At 58.9% G+C, this 20,486-nt stretch carries 23 protein-coding genes, 1 tRNA gene and 1 riboswitch; of the genes, 5 read left to right on the top strand and 19 right to left on the bottom strand.

Annotated features, from left to right (window positions below):
• From PG881_RS16975 to PG881_RS16960, 4 genes are all read right to left on the bottom strand, one after another.
• A partial coding sequence (locus tag PG881_RS16975) for a contractile injection system protein, VgrG/Pvc8 family (protein WP_270801536.1) occupies positions 1 to 302 on the bottom strand: 302 nt, incomplete at its 3' end.
• Between the two features lie 277 nt (positions 303 to 579).
• On the bottom strand, positions 580 to 1,098 hold the full coding sequence (gene hcp1 / locus PG881_RS16970) for a type VI secretion system effector Hcp1 (protein ID WP_010634822.1): 519 nt from the start codon (positions 1,096 to 1,098) through the stop codon (positions 580 to 582).
• A gap of 922 nt (positions 1,099 to 2,020) precedes the next feature.
• A tRNA-Ser gene (locus tag PG881_RS16965) sits at positions 2,021 to 2,108 on the bottom strand.
• Between the two features lie 146 nt (positions 2,109 to 2,254).
• Positions 2,255 to 2,710, bottom strand: coding sequence for a YbjN domain-containing protein (locus tag PG881_RS16960; protein WP_029301206.1), 456 nt, complete (start codon positions 2,708 to 2,710; stop codon positions 2,255 to 2,257).
• A gap of 158 nt (positions 2,711 to 2,868) precedes the next feature.
• On the opposite strand from PG881_RS16960, the gene PG881_RS16955 reads away from it, so the two are divergent.
• The gene (locus PG881_RS16955) at positions 2,869 to 4,206 is read left to right on the top strand and encodes a flavohemoglobin expression-modulating QEGLA motif protein (protein WP_270801533.1); all 1,338 of its coding nucleotides are present in this window, start codon (positions 2,869 to 2,871) and stop codon (positions 4,204 to 4,206) included.
• A gap of 68 nt (positions 4,207 to 4,274) precedes the next feature.
• On the opposite strand, the gene PG881_RS16950 is transcribed toward PG881_RS16955, so the two are convergent.
• The gene (locus tag PG881_RS16950) at positions 4,275 to 4,856 is read right to left on the bottom strand and encodes a thymidine kinase (RefSeq protein ID WP_011705703.1); all 582 of its coding nucleotides are present in this window, start codon (positions 4,854 to 4,856) and stop codon (positions 4,275 to 4,277) included.
• 86 nt (positions 4,857 to 4,942) lie between these two features.
• The gene (locus PG881_RS16945) at positions 4,943 to 6,523 is read right to left on the bottom strand and encodes a Na+/H+ antiporter NhaC family protein (RefSeq protein WP_011705702.1); all 1,581 of its coding nucleotides are present in this window, start codon (positions 6,521 to 6,523) and stop codon (positions 4,943 to 4,945) included.
• Between the two features lie 86 nt (positions 6,524 to 6,609).
• Positions 6,610 to 6,781, bottom strand: a riboswitch (Lysine riboswitch).
• A gap of 321 nt (positions 6,782 to 7,102) precedes the next feature.
• Between PG881_RS16945 and PG881_RS16940 the strand changes: the two genes are divergently transcribed.
• A complete protein-coding gene (locus PG881_RS16940) occupies positions 7,103 to 7,507 on the top strand; it encodes an H-NS family histone-like protein (RefSeq protein ID WP_011705701.1) in 405 nt (134 codons plus the stop codon).
• A 66-nt stretch (positions 7,508 to 7,573) separates the two neighbouring features.
• Here PG881_RS16940 and PG881_RS16935 read toward each other — a convergent pair whose 3' ends face one another.
• The 5 genes from PG881_RS16935 to PG881_RS16915 all read right to left on the bottom strand — a co-directional run bounded on the left by PG881_RS16935 (position 7,574) and on the right by PG881_RS16915 (position 10,515).
• Complete coding sequence (locus tag PG881_RS16935; RefSeq protein ID WP_011705700.1) at positions 7,574 to 8,137, bottom strand: cob(I)yrinic acid a,c-diamide adenosyltransferase; 564 nt, start codon at positions 8,135 to 8,137, stop codon at positions 7,574 to 7,576.
• Positions 8,134 to 8,364, bottom strand: a complete 231-nt coding sequence (locus PG881_RS16930; RefSeq protein WP_005299948.1) for a DUF3820 family protein — start codon at positions 8,362 to 8,364, stop codon at positions 8,134 to 8,136. The genes PG881_RS16935 and PG881_RS16930 overlap by 4 nt, the downstream gene beginning before the upstream one ends.
• A 1-nt stretch (position 8,365) precedes the next feature.
• The gene (queE, locus tag PG881_RS16925) at positions 8,366 to 9,037 is read right to left on the bottom strand and encodes a 7-carboxy-7-deazaguanine synthase QueE (protein ID WP_016350442.1); all 672 of its coding nucleotides are present in this window, start codon (positions 9,035 to 9,037) and stop codon (positions 8,366 to 8,368) included.
• 61 nt (positions 9,038 to 9,098) lie between these two features.
• Positions 9,099 to 9,806 carry a 7-cyano-7-deazaguanine synthase QueC gene (gene queC / locus PG881_RS16920; protein ID WP_270801529.1) on the bottom strand — a complete coding sequence of 236 codons (708 nt, stop codon included), beginning with the start codon at positions 9,804 to 9,806 and terminating at the stop codon, positions 9,099 to 9,101.
• Positions 9,807 to 9,828: 22 nt separating this feature from the next.
• Positions 9,829 to 10,515, bottom strand: coding sequence for a tRNA-uridine aminocarboxypropyltransferase (locus tag PG881_RS16915; protein WP_029303289.1), 687 nt, complete (start codon positions 10,513 to 10,515; stop codon positions 9,829 to 9,831).
• Between PG881_RS16915 and rrtA the strand changes: the two genes are divergently transcribed.
• Positions 10,445 to 11,023 carry a rhombosortase gene (gene rrtA / locus PG881_RS16910; protein WP_270801526.1) on the top strand — a complete coding sequence of 193 codons (579 nt, stop codon included), beginning with the start codon at positions 10,445 to 10,447 and terminating at the stop codon, positions 11,021 to 11,023. The two genes, PG881_RS16915 and rrtA, sit on opposite strands and share 71 nt — an antisense overlap.
• 46 nt (positions 11,024 to 11,069) lie before the next feature.
• Here rrtA and pyrF read toward each other — a convergent pair whose 3' ends face one another.
• From pyrF to cmk, 6 genes are all read right to left on the bottom strand, one after another.
• Positions 11,070 to 11,771 (bottom strand): orotidine-5'-phosphate decarboxylase, encoded by a 702-nt coding sequence (gene pyrF, locus PG881_RS16905; RefSeq protein ID WP_011705694.1) that lies wholly within the window; start codon positions 11,769 to 11,771, stop codon positions 11,070 to 11,072.
• A 101-nt stretch (positions 11,772 to 11,872) separates the two neighbouring features.
• Entirely contained in the window at positions 11,873 to 13,039 is a 1,167-nt protein-coding gene (gene lapB, locus PG881_RS16900; protein ID WP_016350438.1) for a lipopolysaccharide assembly protein LapB, read from the bottom strand.
• A gap of 9 nt (positions 13,040 to 13,048) precedes the next feature.
• The gene (locus PG881_RS16895) at positions 13,049 to 13,333 is read right to left on the bottom strand and encodes a LapA family protein (RefSeq protein ID WP_011705692.1); all 285 of its coding nucleotides are present in this window, start codon (positions 13,331 to 13,333) and stop codon (positions 13,049 to 13,051) included.
• A 156-nt stretch (positions 13,334 to 13,489) separates the two neighbouring features.
• Positions 13,490 to 13,774, bottom strand: coding sequence for an integration host factor subunit beta (gene ihfB, locus PG881_RS16890; protein WP_011705691.1), 285 nt, complete (start codon positions 13,772 to 13,774; stop codon positions 13,490 to 13,492).
• Between the two features lie 95 nt (positions 13,775 to 13,869).
• A complete protein-coding gene (rpsA, locus tag PG881_RS16885; RefSeq protein WP_011705690.1) occupies positions 13,870 to 15,540 on the bottom strand; it encodes a 30S ribosomal protein S1 in 1,671 nt (556 codons plus the stop codon).
• Between the two features lie 93 nt (positions 15,541 to 15,633).
• Entirely contained in the window at positions 15,634 to 16,326 is a 693-nt protein-coding gene (gene cmk, locus PG881_RS16880; RefSeq protein ID WP_011705689.1) for a (d)CMP kinase, read from the bottom strand.
• 249 nt (positions 16,327 to 16,575) lie between these two features.
• On the opposite strand from cmk, the gene ribA reads away from it, so the two are divergent.
• The gene (gene ribA / locus PG881_RS16875) at positions 16,576 to 17,169 is read left to right on the top strand and encodes a GTP cyclohydrolase II (protein ID WP_010634253.1); all 594 of its coding nucleotides are present in this window, start codon (positions 16,576 to 16,578) and stop codon (positions 17,167 to 17,169) included.
• Between the two features lie 78 nt (positions 17,170 to 17,247).
• Here ribA and cysB read toward each other — a convergent pair whose 3' ends face one another.
• Positions 17,248 to 18,222 carry an HTH-type transcriptional regulator CysB gene (cysB, locus tag PG881_RS16870; protein ID WP_010634254.1) on the bottom strand — a complete coding sequence of 325 codons (975 nt, stop codon included), beginning with the start codon at positions 18,220 to 18,222 and terminating at the stop codon, positions 17,248 to 17,250.
• Positions 18,223 to 18,295: 73 nt separating this feature from the next.
• Positions 18,296 to 19,171, bottom strand: a complete 876-nt coding sequence (locus tag PG881_RS16865) for a LysR family transcriptional regulator (protein ID WP_270801522.1) — start codon at positions 19,169 to 19,171, stop codon at positions 18,296 to 18,298.
• Between the two features lie 93 nt (positions 19,172 to 19,264).
• Here PG881_RS16865 and PG881_RS16860 point away from each other — a divergent pair, with 93 nt between their 5' ends.
• Positions 19,265 to 20,473 (top strand): MFS transporter, encoded by a 1,209-nt coding sequence (locus tag PG881_RS16860; protein WP_270801519.1) that lies wholly within the window; start codon positions 19,265 to 19,267, stop codon positions 20,471 to 20,473.
• Positions 20,474 to 20,486: the final 13 nt, after the last annotated feature.

Genomic DNA, 20,486 nt, shown 5'->3' with positions numbered 1-20,486 from the left:
CACAGCGCCGGCTGCACCAGCAGCTGATAGCGGGTGCGGCGAAAACCGCTGTCACCCTGCGCGAAGTTACTGACCACTCCGCACACCCGACGCTGCAGCTCGCCGTTGTACCACACCAGCAGCTCGCACGGCTGGTCCAGCACGGCGCCAAAGTCGATGTCGGGCTGGGCACTTGCCAGCTCCAGGCGCAGGTTGAACGGCCGGTTGAGCGCCTCATCCAGCGCAAACTCGGCCACCACGAAGGTGCTCTCGGGCAGGGCCCCCACCTTGACGGTAAATTGTAATCCTGTGCTGTCTGCCATCGCTGAGCGCCTCTGAGATGTCGTGTAGCCCCATCAGGCGGGGCACTGCAAGCCGGGTGAGAGATCCGCCATCGCCCCGGTTTTTCTGACACCATGGCTACCGCACGCCCTTGACGGCGTGCGGCAAGACGTAAACCCGGATTTTTTCTTGTACCCGCTCACGCCAGGCAAACGGACATAAGAAAAATGAGGGGGAAACTAGCTGACTCGGTTGAAAGCAACGGGCTAAGCGTTAAGAAAACAAGGGGCACCGCAAGCAGTGCCCCTGATGGGCAAGTTACGCCTCGATCGGCGCACGCCAGTCGTCCGCACCGGAAGTGCCGGCAACGGTGTGTTCCCAATCGATTTTGCGGTAGGCCAGAGAGACCTGGATCAGCTGGGTGAAGTCAGACTTCGCCGGATCCTGGCAGTGCGGCATCTGGCAGTCGATGTCAACGATGGTGGCATCGGTCAGCACGGTAGAGAAAAAGTGTTCCTGCTTGCCCTCGACAGAGGTGCGGTACCACTTCAGGGTCACTTTCGGCAGCATTTCGCCGGAGGCCAGGGAGTTGTACATCAGCGGCACGGCTTTGTTCAGCGCAACGGTGAACTTGAACGGCTTGTGGACACGCTGACCAGCAGGCTGACCAGATTGCGGGTCAGTCGGTACGGTCACGACGTGCTGGAATTCTTGTACCAGCATCTCGTCTTCGTGGCCCTGCACGAAGATGTTGCCGACGGAATCGGAGGTGAAGGCACCAGCGGTGATGTTGCCCTGGGTTTTACCTTCGATGCTGATATAACATGGAGTTGGCATGGGTATGCTCCTGATTGGTTGAACGGTAATGACACTCGACCGAATCCGTTAGCAGTGACCATGCCAAACAGTTTTTTTGTTAAAAAACAAATAATTAAAATACATCCTCACTTGCACAGCCGCCATGCGGCGCAACAAGTTGCGTAGTTGGCACATAAAACTACCCTTCTTTGCACAACAAGCACTAATCACTAAATAAATGGCAATCCATTGCGCAGAGCAGAGCTTATCTCTATCTCTCACTTATTACCCGGCGATCACTTACTGAAGAGAGGTACTTGGCCAATCAAAGCCTGGGCGACCAAAGACTCTCACCACAGGCAGAGAGAAACAGAAAGACGCACGCCAAGATGTCTTCGAAAAACAGACCTCTTGGCGCCAGCGTAATAAGGAAGAAGGGAGGCAACGTGGTGACCGCACTGCTCAACAAGATGGGGCAGCTTGGCAAGCTTCCTTGCATAACGCCCAGGCGGGCTACCCTGCCCGCAGGTCGAGCCTGGGTCAGAACCCGGCTGCCGTCAGCGGATAAAGTAAAAGGGCCTATCTTGCGATAGGCCCTTTTACGTTGTTTGGTTATGAGGGAAGGATCATTCGCCACTGCGTGGCTCACCCCTTCGGGGCGGCCTGCGGCCGTTCATCGCAGTAAGCTGCTCTGTTCGAACCCGGCGAGAGTTCTCCCCCCCCTCTTCGACATGAGCGGATAATTCTTCCCCAAAGCAAAAAACCGACCATCAGGTCGGTTTTTCAATCTGTACGCTGGGTCGGGATTGACTCGCGCCATCCATGGCGCTCGCCCTGCGGGCGGCCTCTGGCCGTCCAGGCGGACTATCCTGCCCGCCTGTCGAACCAGGGCCCGAACCGCGCCGCCCGTCACCGGATAAAGTAAAAGGGCCTGTCGCAAGACAGGCCCTTTTACTTTATTTGGCGGTGAGGGAGGGATTCGAACCCTCGATACGTTGCCGTATACACACTTTCCAGGCGTGCTCCTTCAGCCACTCGGACACCTCACCAAATTTTGGTCTGTTGTTTAACGTGCTCAGCCAGCACGGTGTTCGCTGCGCCGTTGCGCTGGAACGGGGCGTAATTTAGGGGAAAGCCCCGCCGGCGTCAACGGCTTTTTGCATCAGGCGAACCGTTCGCACATTTAACGCACAAATCAGTGCACAGACTCCGGCGCAACCTGGATTTCCGGCAGATTCAGGAAACCCAACCGCTCGCATTCGGAGACAACTTCATGCGTGGTGGCGATGGTGCTTTCAACGAACAGCAGGAACTGCTCGACCGACAGACCGGCCTTGGTGAAGACGGTGTGGCCCACCACCAGACGCGGCAGGTTGTCATCGATGATGTCGAGGAACACCTTGAGCGACGGGTACTGCATGTTGAGACGACCCAGTTCGGCCACCAACGGCAGCAAGGCTGAGGGACGCACCTCCAGCTCGGATGAAAACAGCAGCCCTTCCTCTTCGACGAAGATCCGGCTCTCCTGAATGCCTTCGACGGACTGCAGAGAGACAATGTGGATACCGTGGCACTGATCACAGACGTAGTGCTCGATACGAGCCTGCTGCAACCAACGCATTATCATTTCGGAGCTGGGGATATTCATCATTTCCACGACACAAATGGGATCAAGGGGCGCAGTCTAAACCAATTTTCCGGCAACCAAAAGCGCACTGGCCGGATAAGCACATGCCTCGCTTCTTTTTGGCAAGCCGCCTGCATATACTCAGCCCATTCCAGCGCCACACTCGCCCCACAGGGGGCTAAATGACCATCCAAGAAAAGTACCGCCTGCATCTGAAATCCCTCTCGGATGAACTCTTGACCCTGCAAAAACCCATCCGCATTCTGGATGCCATCAAGTGGCCCCGTCACCTGCAGGCCGACTTTCTGGCCAATGGAGGACACACGCTGCCGGCCGTCGACAAGGCCTTCTATGATGGCCTCCCTCTCGGCTTCGATCCCCGCAACAAGTATTTGGAGCTCAAGGAGCTGCGGGACAGGATCCGCCGCCGGCTCGGCCCCCAGGACGAGCTTGGCCGCATCCTGCAGGAGACGGTGGATCAATACATGGTGGTCATCGAGATGCTGCGCCAGCGCGGCCAACCGGATTTTCTGCGCTACAGCCAGCTGCTGTATGGTTCGGCCGGCGATCACCTGCGCGGCGATCGCAAGACCCTCAAGGAGCTGGGCGCGAGGCTGTGCGATATCTTCTCCCTGCCCGGCGCCCGCCACCTGGTCCGCCCCTACCCCAAAGAGTTCGAGGGGGAAGCGGCGGTGGCCAAATTGCAGGGCAAGCTGTCGAGCTACTTCAGTGACGGCACCGTGCAGGTCAAGCTGAGCGATGGCATAGTCTCGGACGCGGCGGCCGGCGGCGATTACATCAAGCTCAACTCCCACGCCCGTTTCTCCGAGCTGGATCTGCAGGTGCTGGAGGTCCACGAGGGCTGGGTGCACGTGGGCACCACCCTCAACGGGCGCCAACAACCCTATGCCACCTGGCTCAGTGCCGGTTCGCCACGCATCACCGCCTGTCAGGAGGGGTTGGCGGTGCTGATAGAAACTCTCACCTTCAGCTCGTTCCCGGATCGGGCCAAGCGTATCTCGGATCGAGTGATGGCCATCGACATGGCGGAGCGCGGCGCCGACTTCATCGAAGTGTTCCAGCACTTCGTCGGCCAGGGCACCAGCGAACACGACGCCTACAAGATCACCCAGCGGGTGTTTCGCGGCGGCATGGTCGAGGGGGGAGCCTGCTTCACCAAGGATCTCTCCTATGTGAAGGGCTATGTGGAGACGGTCAACTTCATCCGCAGCGCCGTGCTGGAGGGGGTGCCCGAGATCCTGCCCATGCTGTTTGTCGGCAAGGTGACCCTGGACGACATCCCGGTGCTCTATCAGCACTACCTGGAGGGGCTGATCAGTGCGCCCCGTTATCTGCCCCCCATGTTTCGCGATCTCACCGGCCTCTACGTCTGGTTTGGCTTCGCCTCCGGCATGTCGCTGGTGGATATCGGCCGGGTGCAGCAGCACTTTCGCCAGCTGTTCCACCGCCTGCCGGTGGCCGATCCCATCATAGCCCCCGTCGACATCGAGATTGACTGAACCGCCAGCAACAAAAAAGGCGCCAGATTGGCGCCTTTTTCTATCTACTCATCGCGATGAAGAGGGGGCTATTTGAAGGCCCGTCCTTCCAGATAGTGTTTGCGGCACAGGGAGACATAACGATCATTGCCGCCGATCTCCACCTGCTCACCATCGCGCATCACCTGGCCGGCTTCATTGACCCGGGAGTTCATGTGCGCCTTGTTGCCGCACCAGCAGATGCTTTTCAGCTCCTCGAACTTGTCGGCCAGGCAGAGCAGGTGGTAGGAGCCGGGAAACAGCTCGCCGCGAAAATCGGTCTTGAGGCCGTAGGCAATCACCGGAATGTCCTGCTCGTCGACGATGCGGGCCAGCTGATAGACCTGCTCCTTGGTCAAGAACTGGGCTTCATCGACGATGAACACGTCGATGTGCCGCTCGGCATGGCGGGCTTTTACCATCTCGAACAGATCGCAGCTATCGCTGAACACCTCGACTCTCAGCTCCAGCCCCACCCGGGCACTGATCACCCCGACCCCGAAGCGGTCGTCGATGGCGGGTGTCATGGCCAAGGGATGCATGCCCCGCTCCAGATAATTGAAGTGCGCCTGAATGAGCTGGGTCGATTTGCCTGAATTCATGGTGGCAAACTTGTAGTGCAGTGAAGCCATGGTACTGTTCCGAAACTGAATTTATGGGGCGCATGCTAACCAAAGCCCCCAACAAAACCAAGGGGCCTGGCGGCCCCTTGTTCTTTTTATGCGATGGCCAGGTCCGCTTGGGACCTTGCCTTGCGCAAATGATAGCTGGAGAAGATGACGAACCAGAGCGCACTGACGCTGAAGCCTGCCAGCACCGAGTGCATCAGCCCCATCACCAGATAACCGAGGGCGGCACCGAAGGCGATGGCCAGGGCATAGGGCAGCTGGGTCATCACGTGGTCGATGTGGTGGCAGCCAGCACCGGTGGCCGACAGGATACTGGTGCTGGAAATGGGCGAGCTGTGATCACCGAACACGGAACCGGCCAGCACAGCGGCCAGCATCGGCAGCATCAGCGTGATGTCACTGGCCGCCGCCATGTCACCGGCCAGCGGCAGCATGATGCCGAAGGTGCCCCAGCTGGTGCCGGTGGCAAACGCCATGGCGCAGGAGAGGATAAAGACCACGGCAGGCAGCACTTCGATGGGCAGGTTGCCGTTGGCAAGCGATGCCAGGTACTTGCCGGTCTCGACGTCACGCACCACGGCGCCGATGGTCCAGGCAAACAGCAGGATGTTGATGGCCGGCAACATGGCCATCACCCCTTGCGGCGCCGCCTTGATCCAGTTCTTGGCGCCGAGCTTGAGACGCATGGCCAGACCGATGGAGACCACCAGGCTGCACAGGGCGCCATACACCAGGGACGAGCCGACGTTGGTATTCTCGAACGAGCCGAGCACGCTGAACGGCTCGCCATTGGCAGCCAGCACCGCGGCGCCGGAGTCAATCATGAAGTAGACGGTGGCCGCGGTCAGGGTCAGGATCGGCAGCACCATGTCGATCATGCCGCCGTTGCTCTCCTCCGGGCTCTCCATGTCCAGGCCGATGGGGCGGCCCTTGGACTCATCCCACAGCTTGCCTTCCAGCGCCCACTGCTCGTGCTGACGCATCGGGCCGATGTCGAGCTGGAACGCGATCACCACCAAAACCATGATCAGGGTGAACACCGCATAGAGGTTCATCGGGATCATCTCGACGAAGGCGGAGATGGGGCTCTGCCCGGTGATGCCGTGAGCCGCCATGATGCCGCCGACCAGGGCGATGATATAAGCACCCCAGGAGGAGATGGGCATCAGCACGCAGACCGGGGCGGCCGTGGAGTCCAGCAAGTAGGCCAGCTTGGCGCGGGAAATCTGGAAGCGGTCGGTCACCGGACGGCAGATGGCCCCCACCGACAGGCTGTGGAAGAAGTCATCGATGAAGAAGGCAAAGACCATCATGCCGGTCAGCGTCTTGGCCCCCTTGCGGGTCTTGGCGCGCTTGGCGGCCCACTCGGCGAAGGCCCGGGTCGCACCGGAAACGCTCATCAGGCTGATGAGCCCGCCCAGCAGCAGCATGAACAGCAACATGTTGATGTTGTCACGGTTGAGTGCCCCGTCGACCCAGAAGATCTTGAGCACAGTGTTCAACATGTAATGCAGGGAGTCGAGGGGAGAAAACTGGTTCAGCAGCAGACTGCCAGTGACTATGCCCACCCCCAGCGACAGCAGGACGCGGCGGGTCAGGATTGCCAGGGCGACGGCCAGCAGGGGCGGAATGATTGACCAACCGGAGTCGGCGTAGTGAATGATGTCCATGATCTCTTTGCACCTAAAGACAGCAGGTGGAGATCTACCGAGAGGATAAAGAAACAAAACCCATGGGGAGGTAATACTCCTCAGCCCCTTCAGGTAGCGCTCCATAGTGGATGACTATGGCAGTCCTGCACCTATTAGATGCAGAACCAGCAGCCCGGTATGATGGCCTGGCCACTTCGGCGCTGACTCCTTTCCTCGTGCATCACAGGCATCACCCTCCGCACAAGTAGTCATAGGCAGCGCGCCTCTACTTAAAGGTATTCGAGGCACATTTTATCGTGCCGGCACGTTATAGCAAGTTTTTTGATTAAATCACCAAATGGCGTGGCTTAAAATGGCATAGTGGTAGTCAAATGGTGCAAACATTATGATTTTGTCGCTATTTTCATCTATCAAGAACTCAGTCGAGTATGTGCATTGCCAATATTGCTGAATCGGGCCTGAATCCAAAATAGATCACTTAATTTCCACTATGAATTTATTAATTCAGCTGACTTGACTTGATCATAAATGGCCGTATAAATTAGCCAAAATTACTATATCTATTTAATTCACTCTTTTGCTCGCGTGGTGAACACTATGAACGAATTTTTGAAAGTCCTGCTGAATGTCCGTAGCCTGCGTGCCGCTTGCCGTGAGCTGACGCTGGAACAATTGGAAGAAGGTCTGGAAAAGCTTTCCGCTATTGTCAGCGAGCGCCAGCAGGATGAAGCCGCCGAGCGTCAGGCTCGCGAAGAACATCTGCGTAAAATTAACGAATATGCCGAAATGCTGAAAGCCGCCGGCATCGATCCGGCCGAATTGGTTGGCACCGTGGCCGTTGAACCCGCCAAGGCCAGCAAGGGCAAACGTGCTCCCCGCCCGGCCAAATACCGTTATATGGACAACGGCGTGGAAAAAACCTGGACCGGCCAGGGCCGTATGCCTTCCGTGATTGCCAAGGCCGTTGCCGAAGGTAAATCCGTCGAAGAATTTGCCATCTGATAAAGCCACACAGGCGCAATAAAAAACCTCGCATCGCGAGGTTTTTTATTGTCTGTAGCCTGGCTATCAGCCCCGCTCCGCCGCCTTGACCCAGAGCACTTCTGGGGTCGCCGTACAGGCCAGCAGGTAACGGGCAATAGTAAAGAACCAGTCACTCAGCCGGTTCATGTAGGGCAGAATGGCCGGATTGAGCTGCTCGCTGCGGCTCAGGGTCAGCAGCAGTCGCTCGCAGCGCCGGGTGAGGGTTCGCACCACATGGGCTTGTGCCGCCGCACGGGAACCACTGGGCAAAATAAAATTGCGCAGCACAGGTAAATTGGCGCTGTAGGCATCAATTTGTTGCTCCAGCCGCAAGGTCCACTCATTATTCACCTGCCAGATGGCAGCTTCCTGAGCGGCGCTGGAAAATGCCAGCTCCCCGCCCAGATCGAACAATTCCTGTTGCAATAATAACAAGTCAGCCAATAATCCGGTTTCGGCCGCAGGCACCTCGGCAATAAGAAGACCTATATGAGAATTTAATTCATCAATATAACCATAGGTTTCTACCCGCATATCGTCTTTGGCCAGTTGCAGCCCATCGGCCAGGCGAGTCATGCCCTTGTCGCCCTGCCTCGTATATATCCTCATACCGACATCCTGTTAATAATGGGAACAATCATGGATTCCAGCCCGTTGAGCTTGATTTCATAGGCCAGCGCCAGCGTTTGACCCAGTGAACCGGCGGGAAAACCGGTGCGGGCCAGCCACACCAGATAAGGCTCCGGAATATCGATGATGCGACGTCCCCGATATTTGCCGTAAGGCATCTTGTTGGCTAGGGACAACAATACCCGCTCGTCGGACAACCACTCCATCTCAATCGATATCCAGATATTTATGGGTCTGGATGGAGAGCCGCCAATTGCGGGCAATGCAGGTTGCCATCGCCAATTGAGTGGCCCTGGGTTTCTGGCTGATGGGTTGCAGCGCGATCACCACGTTTTCACGCAAGCGGGCGGTGGCCAGCAGCGCATCGAGCTCCTCCACATGGCGCTCGGTGGCCACCGGATGCTTGATCTCGTTGGCCCGCTCGAGAGCAGAGACCAGCACCGGCAACCCTCCCTTCATATTGATCTTGGGAGATACGGTGACCCAGGTCTGCTCATGGGTCTGGATCTCGCTGGTACCGCTGGTTTCGATCTGCACCTGATAACCCGCCTCAATCAGGGCGGCAGAGAGATCCTGCAGATCATAGAGGCAGGGTTCCCCACCCGTGATCACCACATGGCGCGCCTGATAACCGAGCTGCTGGAAGCTGGCCAGGATCTGCTCCGTGCTCATCTTGCTCCAGCCATCGGATTCGTTGGAGCAGTCGAGCACCGCCTGTACCCCCACTTCACGAGCAGGATCGACCACCCAGGTATGGCGGGTATCGCACCAGGGGCACCCTACCGGGCAGCCCTGCAGGCGAACGAAGATGGCGGGCAGGCCGGTGAAGACCCCCTCCCCCTGGATGGTCTGGAATATCTCGTTGATTGGGTAGTGCATCTTGGTCACGGCTGGTTGCAAAAGTCGCGGATTATACCCCAAGCATGGCCGAGACGCAGGCTCAGCATCCGCTTTTCTCGCCCAGCCCGGTTTTTTGGTGCAAGCGTGCCGCCACGCCCACCTTGTCCGCCAGGTACTGCTGCAGGCCACGGCTGCGCAAATCACAAGCGGGACAGGCACCACAACCGTCGCCGGCAATGCCGTTGTAGCAGGTGAGCGTCTGCTGGCGCACGGTGTCGAGGTGGCCGTAGTGATCCGCCAGTGCCCAGGTCTCGGCCTTGTCGAGCCACATCAGCGGGGTTTCGAAGCGAATGGCGCGATCCAGCCCCAGCGAGACGGCCTGATTGAGCGCCTTGACGAACTCGTCACGGCAATCGGGGTAACCGGAGAAATCGGTCTCGCACACCCCGGTGATCACCGCTTCGGCGCCCACTTGGTAGGCGTAGATGGCGGCCAGGGTGAGAAACAGGATGTTGCGACCCGGTACGAAGGTATTGGGCAGGCCGTTGTCCTGCAGCTCGAAGCTCACCGGGATCTCATCCCGGGTCAGGGCCGAGATGGCCAGCTCGCCCAGCATGGTCACGTCCATCACCTTGTGGGCGGCGATGCCGAGCTGGCTGGCCAGACGGCGCGCCGTCTCGATCTCTTCCCGATGGCGCTGACCATAATCGAAGGTGATGGCGTGCACCTCGTCATAACGGGACAAGGCCTGAACCAGGCAGGTGGTGCTGTCTTGGCCACCACTGAATACCACGACGGCTTTTTTCACGAATAACTCTCCTCTGGGCAGTTCAACTGCGCCGGCCCTGGGCAAAATCATGCCACTGCCGGTTCAAATGGGTAAAAAGGGTCATCAGCGGGGCGAAGCGATCGGGCGCCCTCTCCCACTGCGACAACAGATGGTAGCCCGCTTCCAGGGTCGACAGCGCCTCTGGAAACGGCTTCTTGCGAATGGAATATTGCCCCGCGACGGCATCCAGCTTTATCCGCGGCAGCTGCTGCAACTCAGGGTTGCTGTGCAGCATCCGGTAGGCCTTGCGCCAGGTGCCATCAAGCAGCAAAAAACAGACCCGACGAGCCGGCTCGGCCGCCTCCCTCTCCCGCACCCTGGCAAGCGAGATGGCCTCCTCATCCGGCCACAGCAGATAACACTGCAGCGCGGGATCGGCCAGCAAGGCCGCCAGCTCGGGGACGTCGGCCACCTGTTCGCCCACATGCAGACGGGCCTGCGCCAGCGAGGCGGCCAGCAGGATGGCGGTACCCTTGGGATGCCCGACTTCGCTCGGATGCTGCAAAATATGGAGAGGGGCGAGATGCGGTACCTGCCGAATATAATCACACAGACAGGCTTTGAGGGCTCTGGTGCAACGTGTACAGTAGCGGCTCTTGTTGTCGTCGGACTGTTTCATGTTGTCAGAAAAATCAGGATTGCTCTGGGTCATCACGCTTTCACTCGCCAGTTTGCTGCTCTTTTTCATCGTGCCGAATCACCAGCTCTCCTTCGATCGCACCCTGATAGCCCAGGGTGAAGGGTGGCGCATCATAACAGGCAATCTGGCCCACACCAATCTGTGGCACCTGCTGCTCAATCTGAGCGGGTTGTGGGTACTTTACAGCCTGTTTCGCGAATACCTGACCGGTTTTAGGCTGCCGCTGCTGCTGTTGCTGCTCGGCGCCGCCGTCGGGTTCGGTATCTGGTGGTGGTGTCCGCAGACCCAGTGGTACATGGGATTGTCGGGCGCGCTGCACGGCCTGTTCGTCTGGGGGGCGCTGCAGGATATCCGCTATCGCCGCTACTCAGGCTGGTTGATGCTGGCAGGGGTGGCGATCAAGCTCGGGGTGGACTTCTACAGTGCGGGGGAAAGCCCGGTGTCCGCCCTCATCGGCGCCAGGGTACACATTGAATCACATCTGATTGGCTCGGGCGCCGGCCTGTTGCTCGGCCTGCTCCCGATTACCCTGCGCGACCCCGCTCCCAAGGAGTGAGCCGCCCCTGATGCAATGCCGGCCCATCGGGCCGGCATCCTGTCCGTTATCGATTTGCCAGCTCTGCGTTGATGCCTGCCAGCATGGCGGCAGGATCGGCCGCCTGGGTGATGGGGCGGCCAATCACCAGATAGTCGGCCCCCGCCTCCACCGCCGCCAGCGGTGTCATGACCCGGCGTTGATCCCCGGCTGCCGAGCCAGCGGGACGGATCCCCGGCGTCACCAGCTTGAAGTCGGCACCGAGCAGCGCCTTCAATTCACGCGCCTCTTCGGCGGAGCAGACCACCCCATCGAGCCCCGCCTCCTTGGTCAATTTGGCCAGCCGGATCACCTGCTCGGCCGGGCCGACAGTGAGCCCCAGCGGCGCCATGTCGGCCTGCTCCATGCTGGTCAGCACGGTCACCCCGATAAGCAGCGGCGCCTTGTCGCCATAAGGTAGCAGCGCCTCCTTGGCGGCCCGCATCATCCGCTCGCCACCGCTGGCGTGCACGTTTACCATCCAGACGCCGAGCTCGGCACTGGCGGCTACCGCCTTGGCAACGGTATTGGGAATGTCGTGAAACTTCAGATCCAGAAAGACATCAAATCCCTTGGCAACCAGCTGACGCACGAACTGGGGGCCAAACAGGGTAAACATCTCCTTGCCTACCTTGAGACGGCACTGGGCCGGGGAGATACGTTCAATGAAGGCGAAGGCATCGGCCTCGTGCTGATAATCCAGCGCAACCAGTACTTTGGGATCTAGCATCTCACTTCCTATCGATGGTTATTCGCCGCCCGGAGCTTGGCCCCGGCTCGACCTGAAAACACCAGGCCGCAGCGGCCTGGCTCATGATCTTGTGGTGGCTCTTACTCCCCGTCCAGGCCGCGGATCGGCTTGATGGACCCCCACTGGCGGCAGGAGGGACACTGCCAGAACAGGGAGTGGGTGGCAAAACCGCACTGCCGGCACTTGTGGGTGGATTTGATCTTGATCTGCTCGCCAACCAGCTGTTGCAAGAGCTCAAGGCTCTCCTTGGCGGGGCCCTCCTCAGCGCTTGCCAGCTGGAAGCCCACCAGCTGATAGAAGCCCTTCATGGAGGGATGACGGCGCAATTGGCGCAGCACCAGCGCACGGGCCTGACTCAGGCCGTCGCGCTCCTCCACCAGCTTGGCCAGTGCCAGGGTCACGCTGACGCCGGCATGATCCTCCACCGCCTGCTCCAGCAGGGGAATGAGATCGTGGGCACGACCCAGGCGCTGGTAGCACTCATTGAGGGAGGGAATGGCTTCGGAGGCAAAGTCGATATCCTGCTCGAACACCCGCAAGAGATCCTTGCTGGCCTGCTCGTACTCCCCTGCCGCCATGGCCAGTTCAGCCAGACGCAGGCTGGCACGGGCACAGGCGGGGTTGACGCTGAGCGCCCGCTTGAGCTTGGCAAGCCCGGCGGGTTTGTCCCCTTCACGCAAGGCGCTCTCTGCCTGCTCGCAGTAAAAATGGGAAATGGGCTCGGCTAGCTTCTTGCCCTGAAACTTCTGCAGCCGCACCGCCACGTCGATGGCCTTGTCCCAATCCCGCAGTTGCTGATGAATGATCAACAGCTGGGCCAGTGCCGTCTCTTCATAGTCGCTGTCATCACACAGCTCGTTCCAGAGCGCCTCGGCCCTGTCCAGCAGACCGGCAGCAAGAAAGTCGCGTGCCAGTTCCTGCAACGCCAGCTGGCGCTGTTCCCGGGTCAGCTGGCGGGTCACCAGGTTCTGGTGGATCTTGATGGCACGGTCCACCTCGCCACGCTGGCGAAACAGGTTGCCGAGGGAGAGGTGAGTTTCGATGGTTTCGCTGTCCACTTCCAGCAGCTGGATAAAGAGATCCACCGCCTTGTCTGACTCATCGGACAACAAATAATTGAGGCCCGCCACGTACTGGCGGGAAAACTGGTTACTCTGTTTCTGGGTGTCCTGGCGAACACTCCTGCGCCCCATGTACCAGCCGTAACCGGCAGCAATGGGCAACAGCAGGAAAAGCAGTTCAAGCATCGAGGGACATTATTCCTTGGCAGCCGACCGAGCCAGCTCCAACTCGCGGGATTGACGGCGCATGGTGCGATTGAGGGTGCGATTCTGCATCTTCAGACGCAGGAACAAGAGACCAAATACCAGCCAGCCCAGCAGGAAGCCACCACCAAAAAAGAATCCCAGCAACATGGAGAGTGAAAACTCGCCCTGGGCAATCAGATAGTTGAACTGCACCAGCTGGCCATTTTGCGAACCGACGGCCAGGGTCAGAATAAACACCAGCACCAGTGGAATGAGGGCCAAGATACGCTTCATAGGAGCTCCCTGTCAGTATCTAATGAAAGGCTGATTATCCTTAAAATCACCGGCAGACTCTAGAGCGAATGGGAAAAGACTTGGAGAAACCGGACAATTGCCACAAGGCAAACCATAAAAACAAAAAAGGCATACCCAAGTATGCCATTTTCTGCATTATTCAGCGATATTCACTCGCTCGCGTAACTCTTTGCCAGGTTTGAAATGGGGAACATATTTCCCGGTCAGTTCAACCTTGTCCCCGGTTTTGGGGTTGCGGCCCACGCGGGGGGCGCGATAGTGCAGTGAAAAACTTCCAAATCCGCGGATTTCAATCCGGTCGCCGTTTTGCAAAGTCGATGCCATCTGCTCAAGGATCTCCTTGATGGCAGCTTCGACATCCTTGGCCGGCATATGCATGCGGCTGGCAGCCAATTGTTCGATGAGATCTGATTTGGTCATAACGTTAAATCTCCTTCCCCGATCACATGCAATATTCATTACGCCAATGATAAAAAAGGGCGGCGTGACACGCCGCCCTTTTCTTGCATCAAGGATTATTCACCCTTGGCGGCTTTGAACGCTTCAGCCATGGCATTGCTGAACACAACTTCTTCTTGTTGGTTCAGGCTGTCGATAGCAACACGCTCATCAGCCTCGTCCTTAGCGCGGACAGACAGGCTTACAGTGCGGTTCTTGCGATCAACGCCCATGAACTTGGCTTCAACTTCGTCACCAACAGACAGCACCAGAGTGGCGTCTTCTACACGGTCACGAGCAGCGTCGGAGGCACGCAGGTAGCCTTCTACGCCGTCAGCCAGTTCGATCACGGCACCCTTGGCATCAACCTCGGTAACCTTACCCTTCACAATAGCACCTTTCTTGTTGTCAGACAGGTACTTATTGAACGGGTCTTCTTCGATCTGCTTGACGCCCAGGGAGATGCGCTCACGCTCCGGGTCCACTTGCAGAACAACGGCTTCGATCTCGTCGCCCTTCTTGAATTCACGCACGGCTTCTTCGCCCTGGTTGTTCCAGGAGATGTCAGACAGGTGAACCAGGCCGTCGATGCCGCCATCCAGACCGATGAAGATACCGAAGTCAGTGATGGACTTGATCTTGCCGGAAACACGGTCGCCCTTGGCGTGAGTTTCGGCAAACAGCTGCCACGGGTTGGATTTGCACTGCTTCAGACCCAGGGAGATACGACGACGCTCTTCGTCGATGTCCAGAACCATCACGTCAACCACATCGCCAACGTTAACAACCTTGGACGGGTGGATGTTCTTGTTGGTCCAATCCATCTCGGATACGTGTACCAGGCCTTCCACGCCTTCTTCGATTTCAACGAAGCAGCCGTAGTCGGTCAGGTTGGTCACGCGGCCAGACAGACGGGTGGTCTCCGGGTAACGCTTGGCGATAGCAACCCAGGGATCTTCGCCCAGCTGCTTCAGACCCAGGGATACACGGGTACGCTCGCGGTCGAACTTCAGAACCTTGACTGCGATCTCGTCGCCAACGTTGACGATTTCGGAAGGATGCTTAACGCGCTTCCACGCCATGTCGGTGATGTGCAGCAGGCCGTCAACACCGCCCAGATCTACGAATGCACCGTAGTCGGTCAGGTTCTTGACGATACCCTTAACTTCTTGACCTTCTTGCAGGTTAGCCAGCAGGCTTTCGCGCTCGGAGGTGTTCTCGGTCTCGATCACGGCACGACGGGAAACAACAACGTTGTTGCGCTTCTGGTCCAGCTTGATGACTTTGAACTCGAGTTCTTTGTTTTCCAGGTGAGCGGTGTCACGGATCGGACGCACGTCAACCAGAGAACCCGGCAGGAAGGCACGGATGCCGTTCAGTTCAACGGTGAAACCACCCTTGACCTTGCCGTTGATGATACCGATAACGGTAGCTTGCTCTTCGTAAGCTTTTTCAAGCTGCAGCCAGGCTTCGTGGCGCTTGGCTTTTTCGCGGGACAGCTTGGTTTCGCCGAAACCATCTTCGATAGAGTCCAGAGCCACGTCAACGGAGTCGCCTACGTTGATTTCCAGCTCGCCCATGGCGTTCTTGAATTCTTCAGCCGGGATAGCGGACTCGGATTTCAGACCGGCGTCAACCAGAACGAAACCATTTTCGATAGCAACGACAGTACCCTTGACGATGGAACCTTGACGGGTTTCAACGGCGTTCAGGGACTCTTCAAAGAGTTGAGCAAAAGATTCGATCATTGTTTATGTCACAAATGAAACATCCACTTGCAATCCGGCACAAGCGGGGTTGTTTTAAATTATCTGCGCCATCCATGGTGCAGACGACTGACATCAGTTTGTACTGACATCACCAAGTTGTTGCTCTGCATAGGCAAGTACCGTTACCAGCACTTCGTCTATGGACATGGCGGTTGAATCCACCACGAGAGCATCTTCTGCCGGTTTAAGGGGGGCAACGGCGCGATTTCTGTCGCGATCGTCACGTTCCCGAATCTCGGTTAAAAGACGCTCAAAGTTAACATCAAAGCCCTTATCTTGCAACTGCTTATAGCGGCGAGCAGCCCGTTCTTCGGCGCTGGCGTCGAGGAAAATCTTCACCTCGGCTTCCGGAAAAACCACGGTGCCCATGTCACGACCGTCGGCGATGAGGCCGGGAGCTTGGCGGAATGCACGCTGACGACGCAGCAGGGCTTCGCGCACCCGCGGGAACGCGGCGATTTTACTGGCGGCATTGCCCACTTCCTCGGTACGGATGGTACGGGAGACATCCTCCCCTTCCAGCACGACTTTCACCTGCTCGGCATCGACCTGGAACTGCACGTCCAGATTGGCAGCCAGGGGAACCAGCGCAGCTTCGGCATCGAGCTCTACATCGTGATGCAGAGCGGCCAGGGCCAGTACCCGATAGATGGCGCCGGAATCGAGCAGGTGCCAACCCAGTTTTTCAGCCAGCAACTGACACAGGGTGCCCTTGCCTGCACCACTCGGGCCATCAATTGTCATCACGGGGGCCATCTGCGGCATAACGTCTCTCCTGCACACTTGTTGCACACATCCCGGGAGGGATGGGGTAATGGGCGCCGATTATACCCAAATGTGCCGAGCCTGGCAGTCGTCGTGGCACACATTTGCGCAAAACCAGTCGCAACTGTCCTCTTTGTGTACCACCAGGCAAACCATTAAGTTGTGCAATGTTTTGTTCTTATGGTTGTTCCGCACAAGGCGCGCTAAACTGGCCGCCCTTTTTTAAGCAGCTGTAGTAAGGAGCAACCTATGAGCAGCGTTACCCTCGTGGCTAAATCCAAGTTGCCGACCCCTTGGGGCACTTTCACGCTGGTAGGCTTTCAGGAAACCGGCACCGGCAAGGATCACGCCGCACTGGTGATGGGCGATATCACGGGCGATGAGCCGGTGCTGGGCCGCATTCACTCCGAGTGCCTGACCGGCGATGCCCTGTTCAGTCTGCGTTGCGACTGCGGCTTCCAGCTGCAGGCTGCATTGGAAAACATCGCCAAGGCCGGCCGCGGCGTCTTGCTGTACGTGCGTCAGGAAGGGCGCGGCATCGGCCTGCTCAACAAGATCCGGGCCTATCATCTGCAGGATCAGGGCGCCGACACCGTCGAGGCCAACGTGGCGCTCGGCTTTGCTGCCGACATGCGCGATTACACCATCTGCGCCGACATGCTCAAGCAGCTGGAGGTGAAATCCCTCAAGTTGATGACCAACAACCCGCGCAAGATGAAGGCGATGGAATCCTTCGGCATTCCGGTGGCGGAACGGGTCCCCCTGCAGGAAGGGCGCAATCCCCACAACGAGTTCTACCTCTCGACCAAGGCCAATAAGCTGGATCACATGTTCAAGAAGTGATCCCGCCTCGCCGCTCGTCGCCATGAAAAACGCCTCCCATCGGGAGGCGTTTTTTGTTGCTCTCGTATCGCCGCAGCGCTAGCGGATGGGCAGCTCGATATCGGCAAACATGGCATCCACGTCGTCGCTGGAGCGCAGGGCGATGGCACGCTCCACCACATCCCGGGTCAGATGCGGGGCAAAACGGGTCATGAAGTCATACATGTAGGTACGCAGGAAGGAGCCCTTGCGAAAGCCGATCTTGGTGGTGCTGTGGGCAAACAGGTGGCTGGCATCGAGCGCCACCAGATCGGTATCGACCTGGGGATCCAGCGCCATGGTCGCCATTACTCCGATCCCCACCCCCAGCCGGACATAGGTCTTGATCACGTCCGCATCGGTGGCAGTGAAGACGATGTTGGGCTCAAAACCGGCACGGTTGAAGGCGGTGTCGAGTTCGGAGCGGCCGGTAAAGCCGAACACATAGGTCACCAGCGGGAAGCGGGCGATGTCGGCAATGGAGAGCTTGCCGACCTGGGTCAGCGGGTGGCCCTTGGGCACGATCACGCTGCGGTTCCAGTGGTAGCAGGGCAACATGATGAGATCTTCGTACAGGTGCAGCGCCTCGGTGGCGATGGCAAAGTCGGCCTGGCCCTTGACCACGGCTTCGCTGATCTGGGTCGGCGTGCCTTGGTGCATGTGCAGGGAGACCTTGGGAAAGCGCTTGATGAAGCCCTTGATCACGTCAGGCAGCGCATAACGGGCCTGGGTGTGGGTGGTCGCAATGTGGAGCGTGCCCTGCTCGGGGTGAGTGTGCTGACTCGCCACCGACTTGATGCTTTCCACCTTGCCCAGGATCTCGTTGGCAATCTTGATCACATCCCGGCCAGCCGGGGTGATCTGGGTCAGATGTTTGCCGCTGCGCTCGAAAATCTGGATCCCCAGCTCATCTTCCAGCATGCGCACCTGTTTGCTGATCCCTGGCTGAGAGGTGTAGAGGCTCTCTGCCGTTGCCGACACGTTCAGTCTGTGGTTGGCAACCTCAACGATATAACGCAATTGTTGGAGTTTCATGATGTTAGGCTCTAAAGGCGACTTGAACTAATACTAACAAATTTTTGCCTGATAGCCCTTCCTTCTTGGCCATTTATGGCCGTGCCTGTGCCAGCAAAAAATCCCGCAAGGCACGGTTGGCCATGGAGAGCGGATCCCCTCGCCGCCACGCCACGCACAGATCGAGAAAGATCGGGGGTGCAAATGGGATCCCGGTCAGGGCGGGCTCTTCGTCCAGCGCCATCCGCAAGAAGGTGGTCACCGCAAAGCCCTGCTTCACCACCGCCTTGAGCAGCGGGATGAGGTTGCTCTCAAAGGCGATGTCGGGCTCGCAGCCCAGTCCCTGGGCCAGCGCTTCCATGTGTTCGCGGTGATAGAAGCCGCGGCGAAACATCGCCAGCTCCTGGCTGAAGAACTCGCTCAGCGACACGCTCCGGGCCTGACGCAGCGGATGCTCCTCCCCCACCACCATCAACATCTCTTCACGCAGCAGTTGGGCCCCCTCCAGTGCCGGCGGCAGATCGCTGGTGATGAGGATGGCGAGATCCAGCGAGCCGTCCACCATGCGGCTCAACAGCTCGCGAGTACCCGCCTCCTCCACCCGGATCTTGAGGCCGGGGTAGCGATGCTTGAAGGCCATCAGGATCGGTGGAAAGTAATAGGAGCCCATCATGTAGGGGATGCCGATGCGCACCTCTCCGCGCTCCAGCCCCTTGAGTTCGGCCATCTCGGCTTCGGCCTGATGCATCTGGCGCAGCAGGCGCTCGGCATGGCGGCAGAGCACCTCCCCTTCCGGGGTGAGCCGCACGTTGCGATCCTGGCGGTCGAACAAGCGCAGCTCGAGCTGCTGCTCCAGCTTGGCGATGGCCATGCTGATGGCGGGTTGCGCCACGTGCAACCCGTTGGCCGCCTTGGTAAAGGAGCCGGCATCCCGCACTGCCAGCAGATAGGTGAGCTGTTTCAGGTCCATATCAATTCAATTTATCAGATGGATAACTTAAATATATTATATTTATGTTCTGGCGCGCACTAGCCTGCAACAAAGCTGTCAGGACAATTGCATATGATCGAAGTCGGTAGTCGTGAATGGATCCGCGCCACCCTGGCCCTCAGCCTGGGTTCCTTCCTGGTGTTTCTCAATCTCTATCAAACCCACCCGCTGCTGCCGCTGCTGGCCGAGGTGTTCTCCGTCAGCTCGCTGTCGGCCGGCTGGACCCTGGCCGGCTGCACCGCTGGGCTCGCCGTCTCGCTGCTCGTCTGCGCCCGACTGGCGGATCGCTTCGGCCGGCGCCGGATCATGCTATGGAGTCTGGCTGGCGCCATCCTGCTCTCCCTGCTCATCAGCCTGGTCAGTCAGTTTGAACAGCTGCTGCTGCTGCGGATCCTGCAGGGGGTCCTGCTGGCGGGGCTGCCCGCCACCGCCATCGCCTACATGGGGGAAGAGTTCAGCAAGCGGGCCCTGCTCTCCGCCGTCGGGGTCTACATCGCCGCCAACTCGCTAGGGGGCATCGCCGGCCGGGTGGTCGGCGGTCTGCTGGCCGGCTGGTTTGACGACTGGCAGCACACTTTTCTCGGCATCGGCCTCATCAGCCTGGCATTGTTGCCCCTTGTCATCTGGCTGCTGCCGGCACAGACCCGTTTCGTGCCCGTCATCGCCAAGCCGGGCCAGTTTCGCCAGGCCATCGCCAGCCACCTCAGCAACCCGCTGCTGGTGGGGGCCTACCTCATCGGCGGCCTCAACTTCATGGTGTTTCTGAACCAATACAGTTACCTCACCTTCCTGCTGGCCAGCCCCCCCTTCTCCTTGCCGACCCAGTGGCTCGGCATGCTGTTTCTGACCTATCTGTCGGGGACGGTGGCCTCCTCCCTCAGCGGTCGCTGCGCCCATCGCTGGGGGGCGCAGCGCCTGCTGCTGGTCGGCATAGCCCTGATGGCACTCGGCAGCGCCCTGCTGCTGGGTGGCTCGCTCGGCGCCATCCTCTCAGGCCTGCTCATCTCGAGTTTCGGCTTTTTCCTTGCCCACGCCTGCGCCAGCGCCTGGGTCGGCCAGCACGTGGAGCACAACCGGGCGCTCGCCTCGTCGCTCTATCTGGTGGGTTACTATCTGGGGGCCAGTCTGGGGGGGCTCTATCTGCACCCCTTCTGGGTGCAAGGGGGGCTCGGGGGATTGGTGCTCGGCATCGAGCTGGTACTGGTCATCACGGCGGGGTTGAGTCTCTGGCTCGGCCACTTGAAGGGGCGCCCCGCCCGCCCCCGCATCTGCCATCCCTGATGCTATCTCGGCT

Origin of the sequence: Aeromonas sp. QDB54, from assembly GCF_027707385.1 — a bacterium.
Classification (GTDB): domain Bacteria; phylum Pseudomonadota; class Gammaproteobacteria; order Enterobacterales; family Aeromonadaceae; genus Aeromonas; species Aeromonas hydrophila.
Note: the sequence above shows the minus strand (reverse complement) of the source record. Positions and strands in the feature narration are given on the sequence as shown.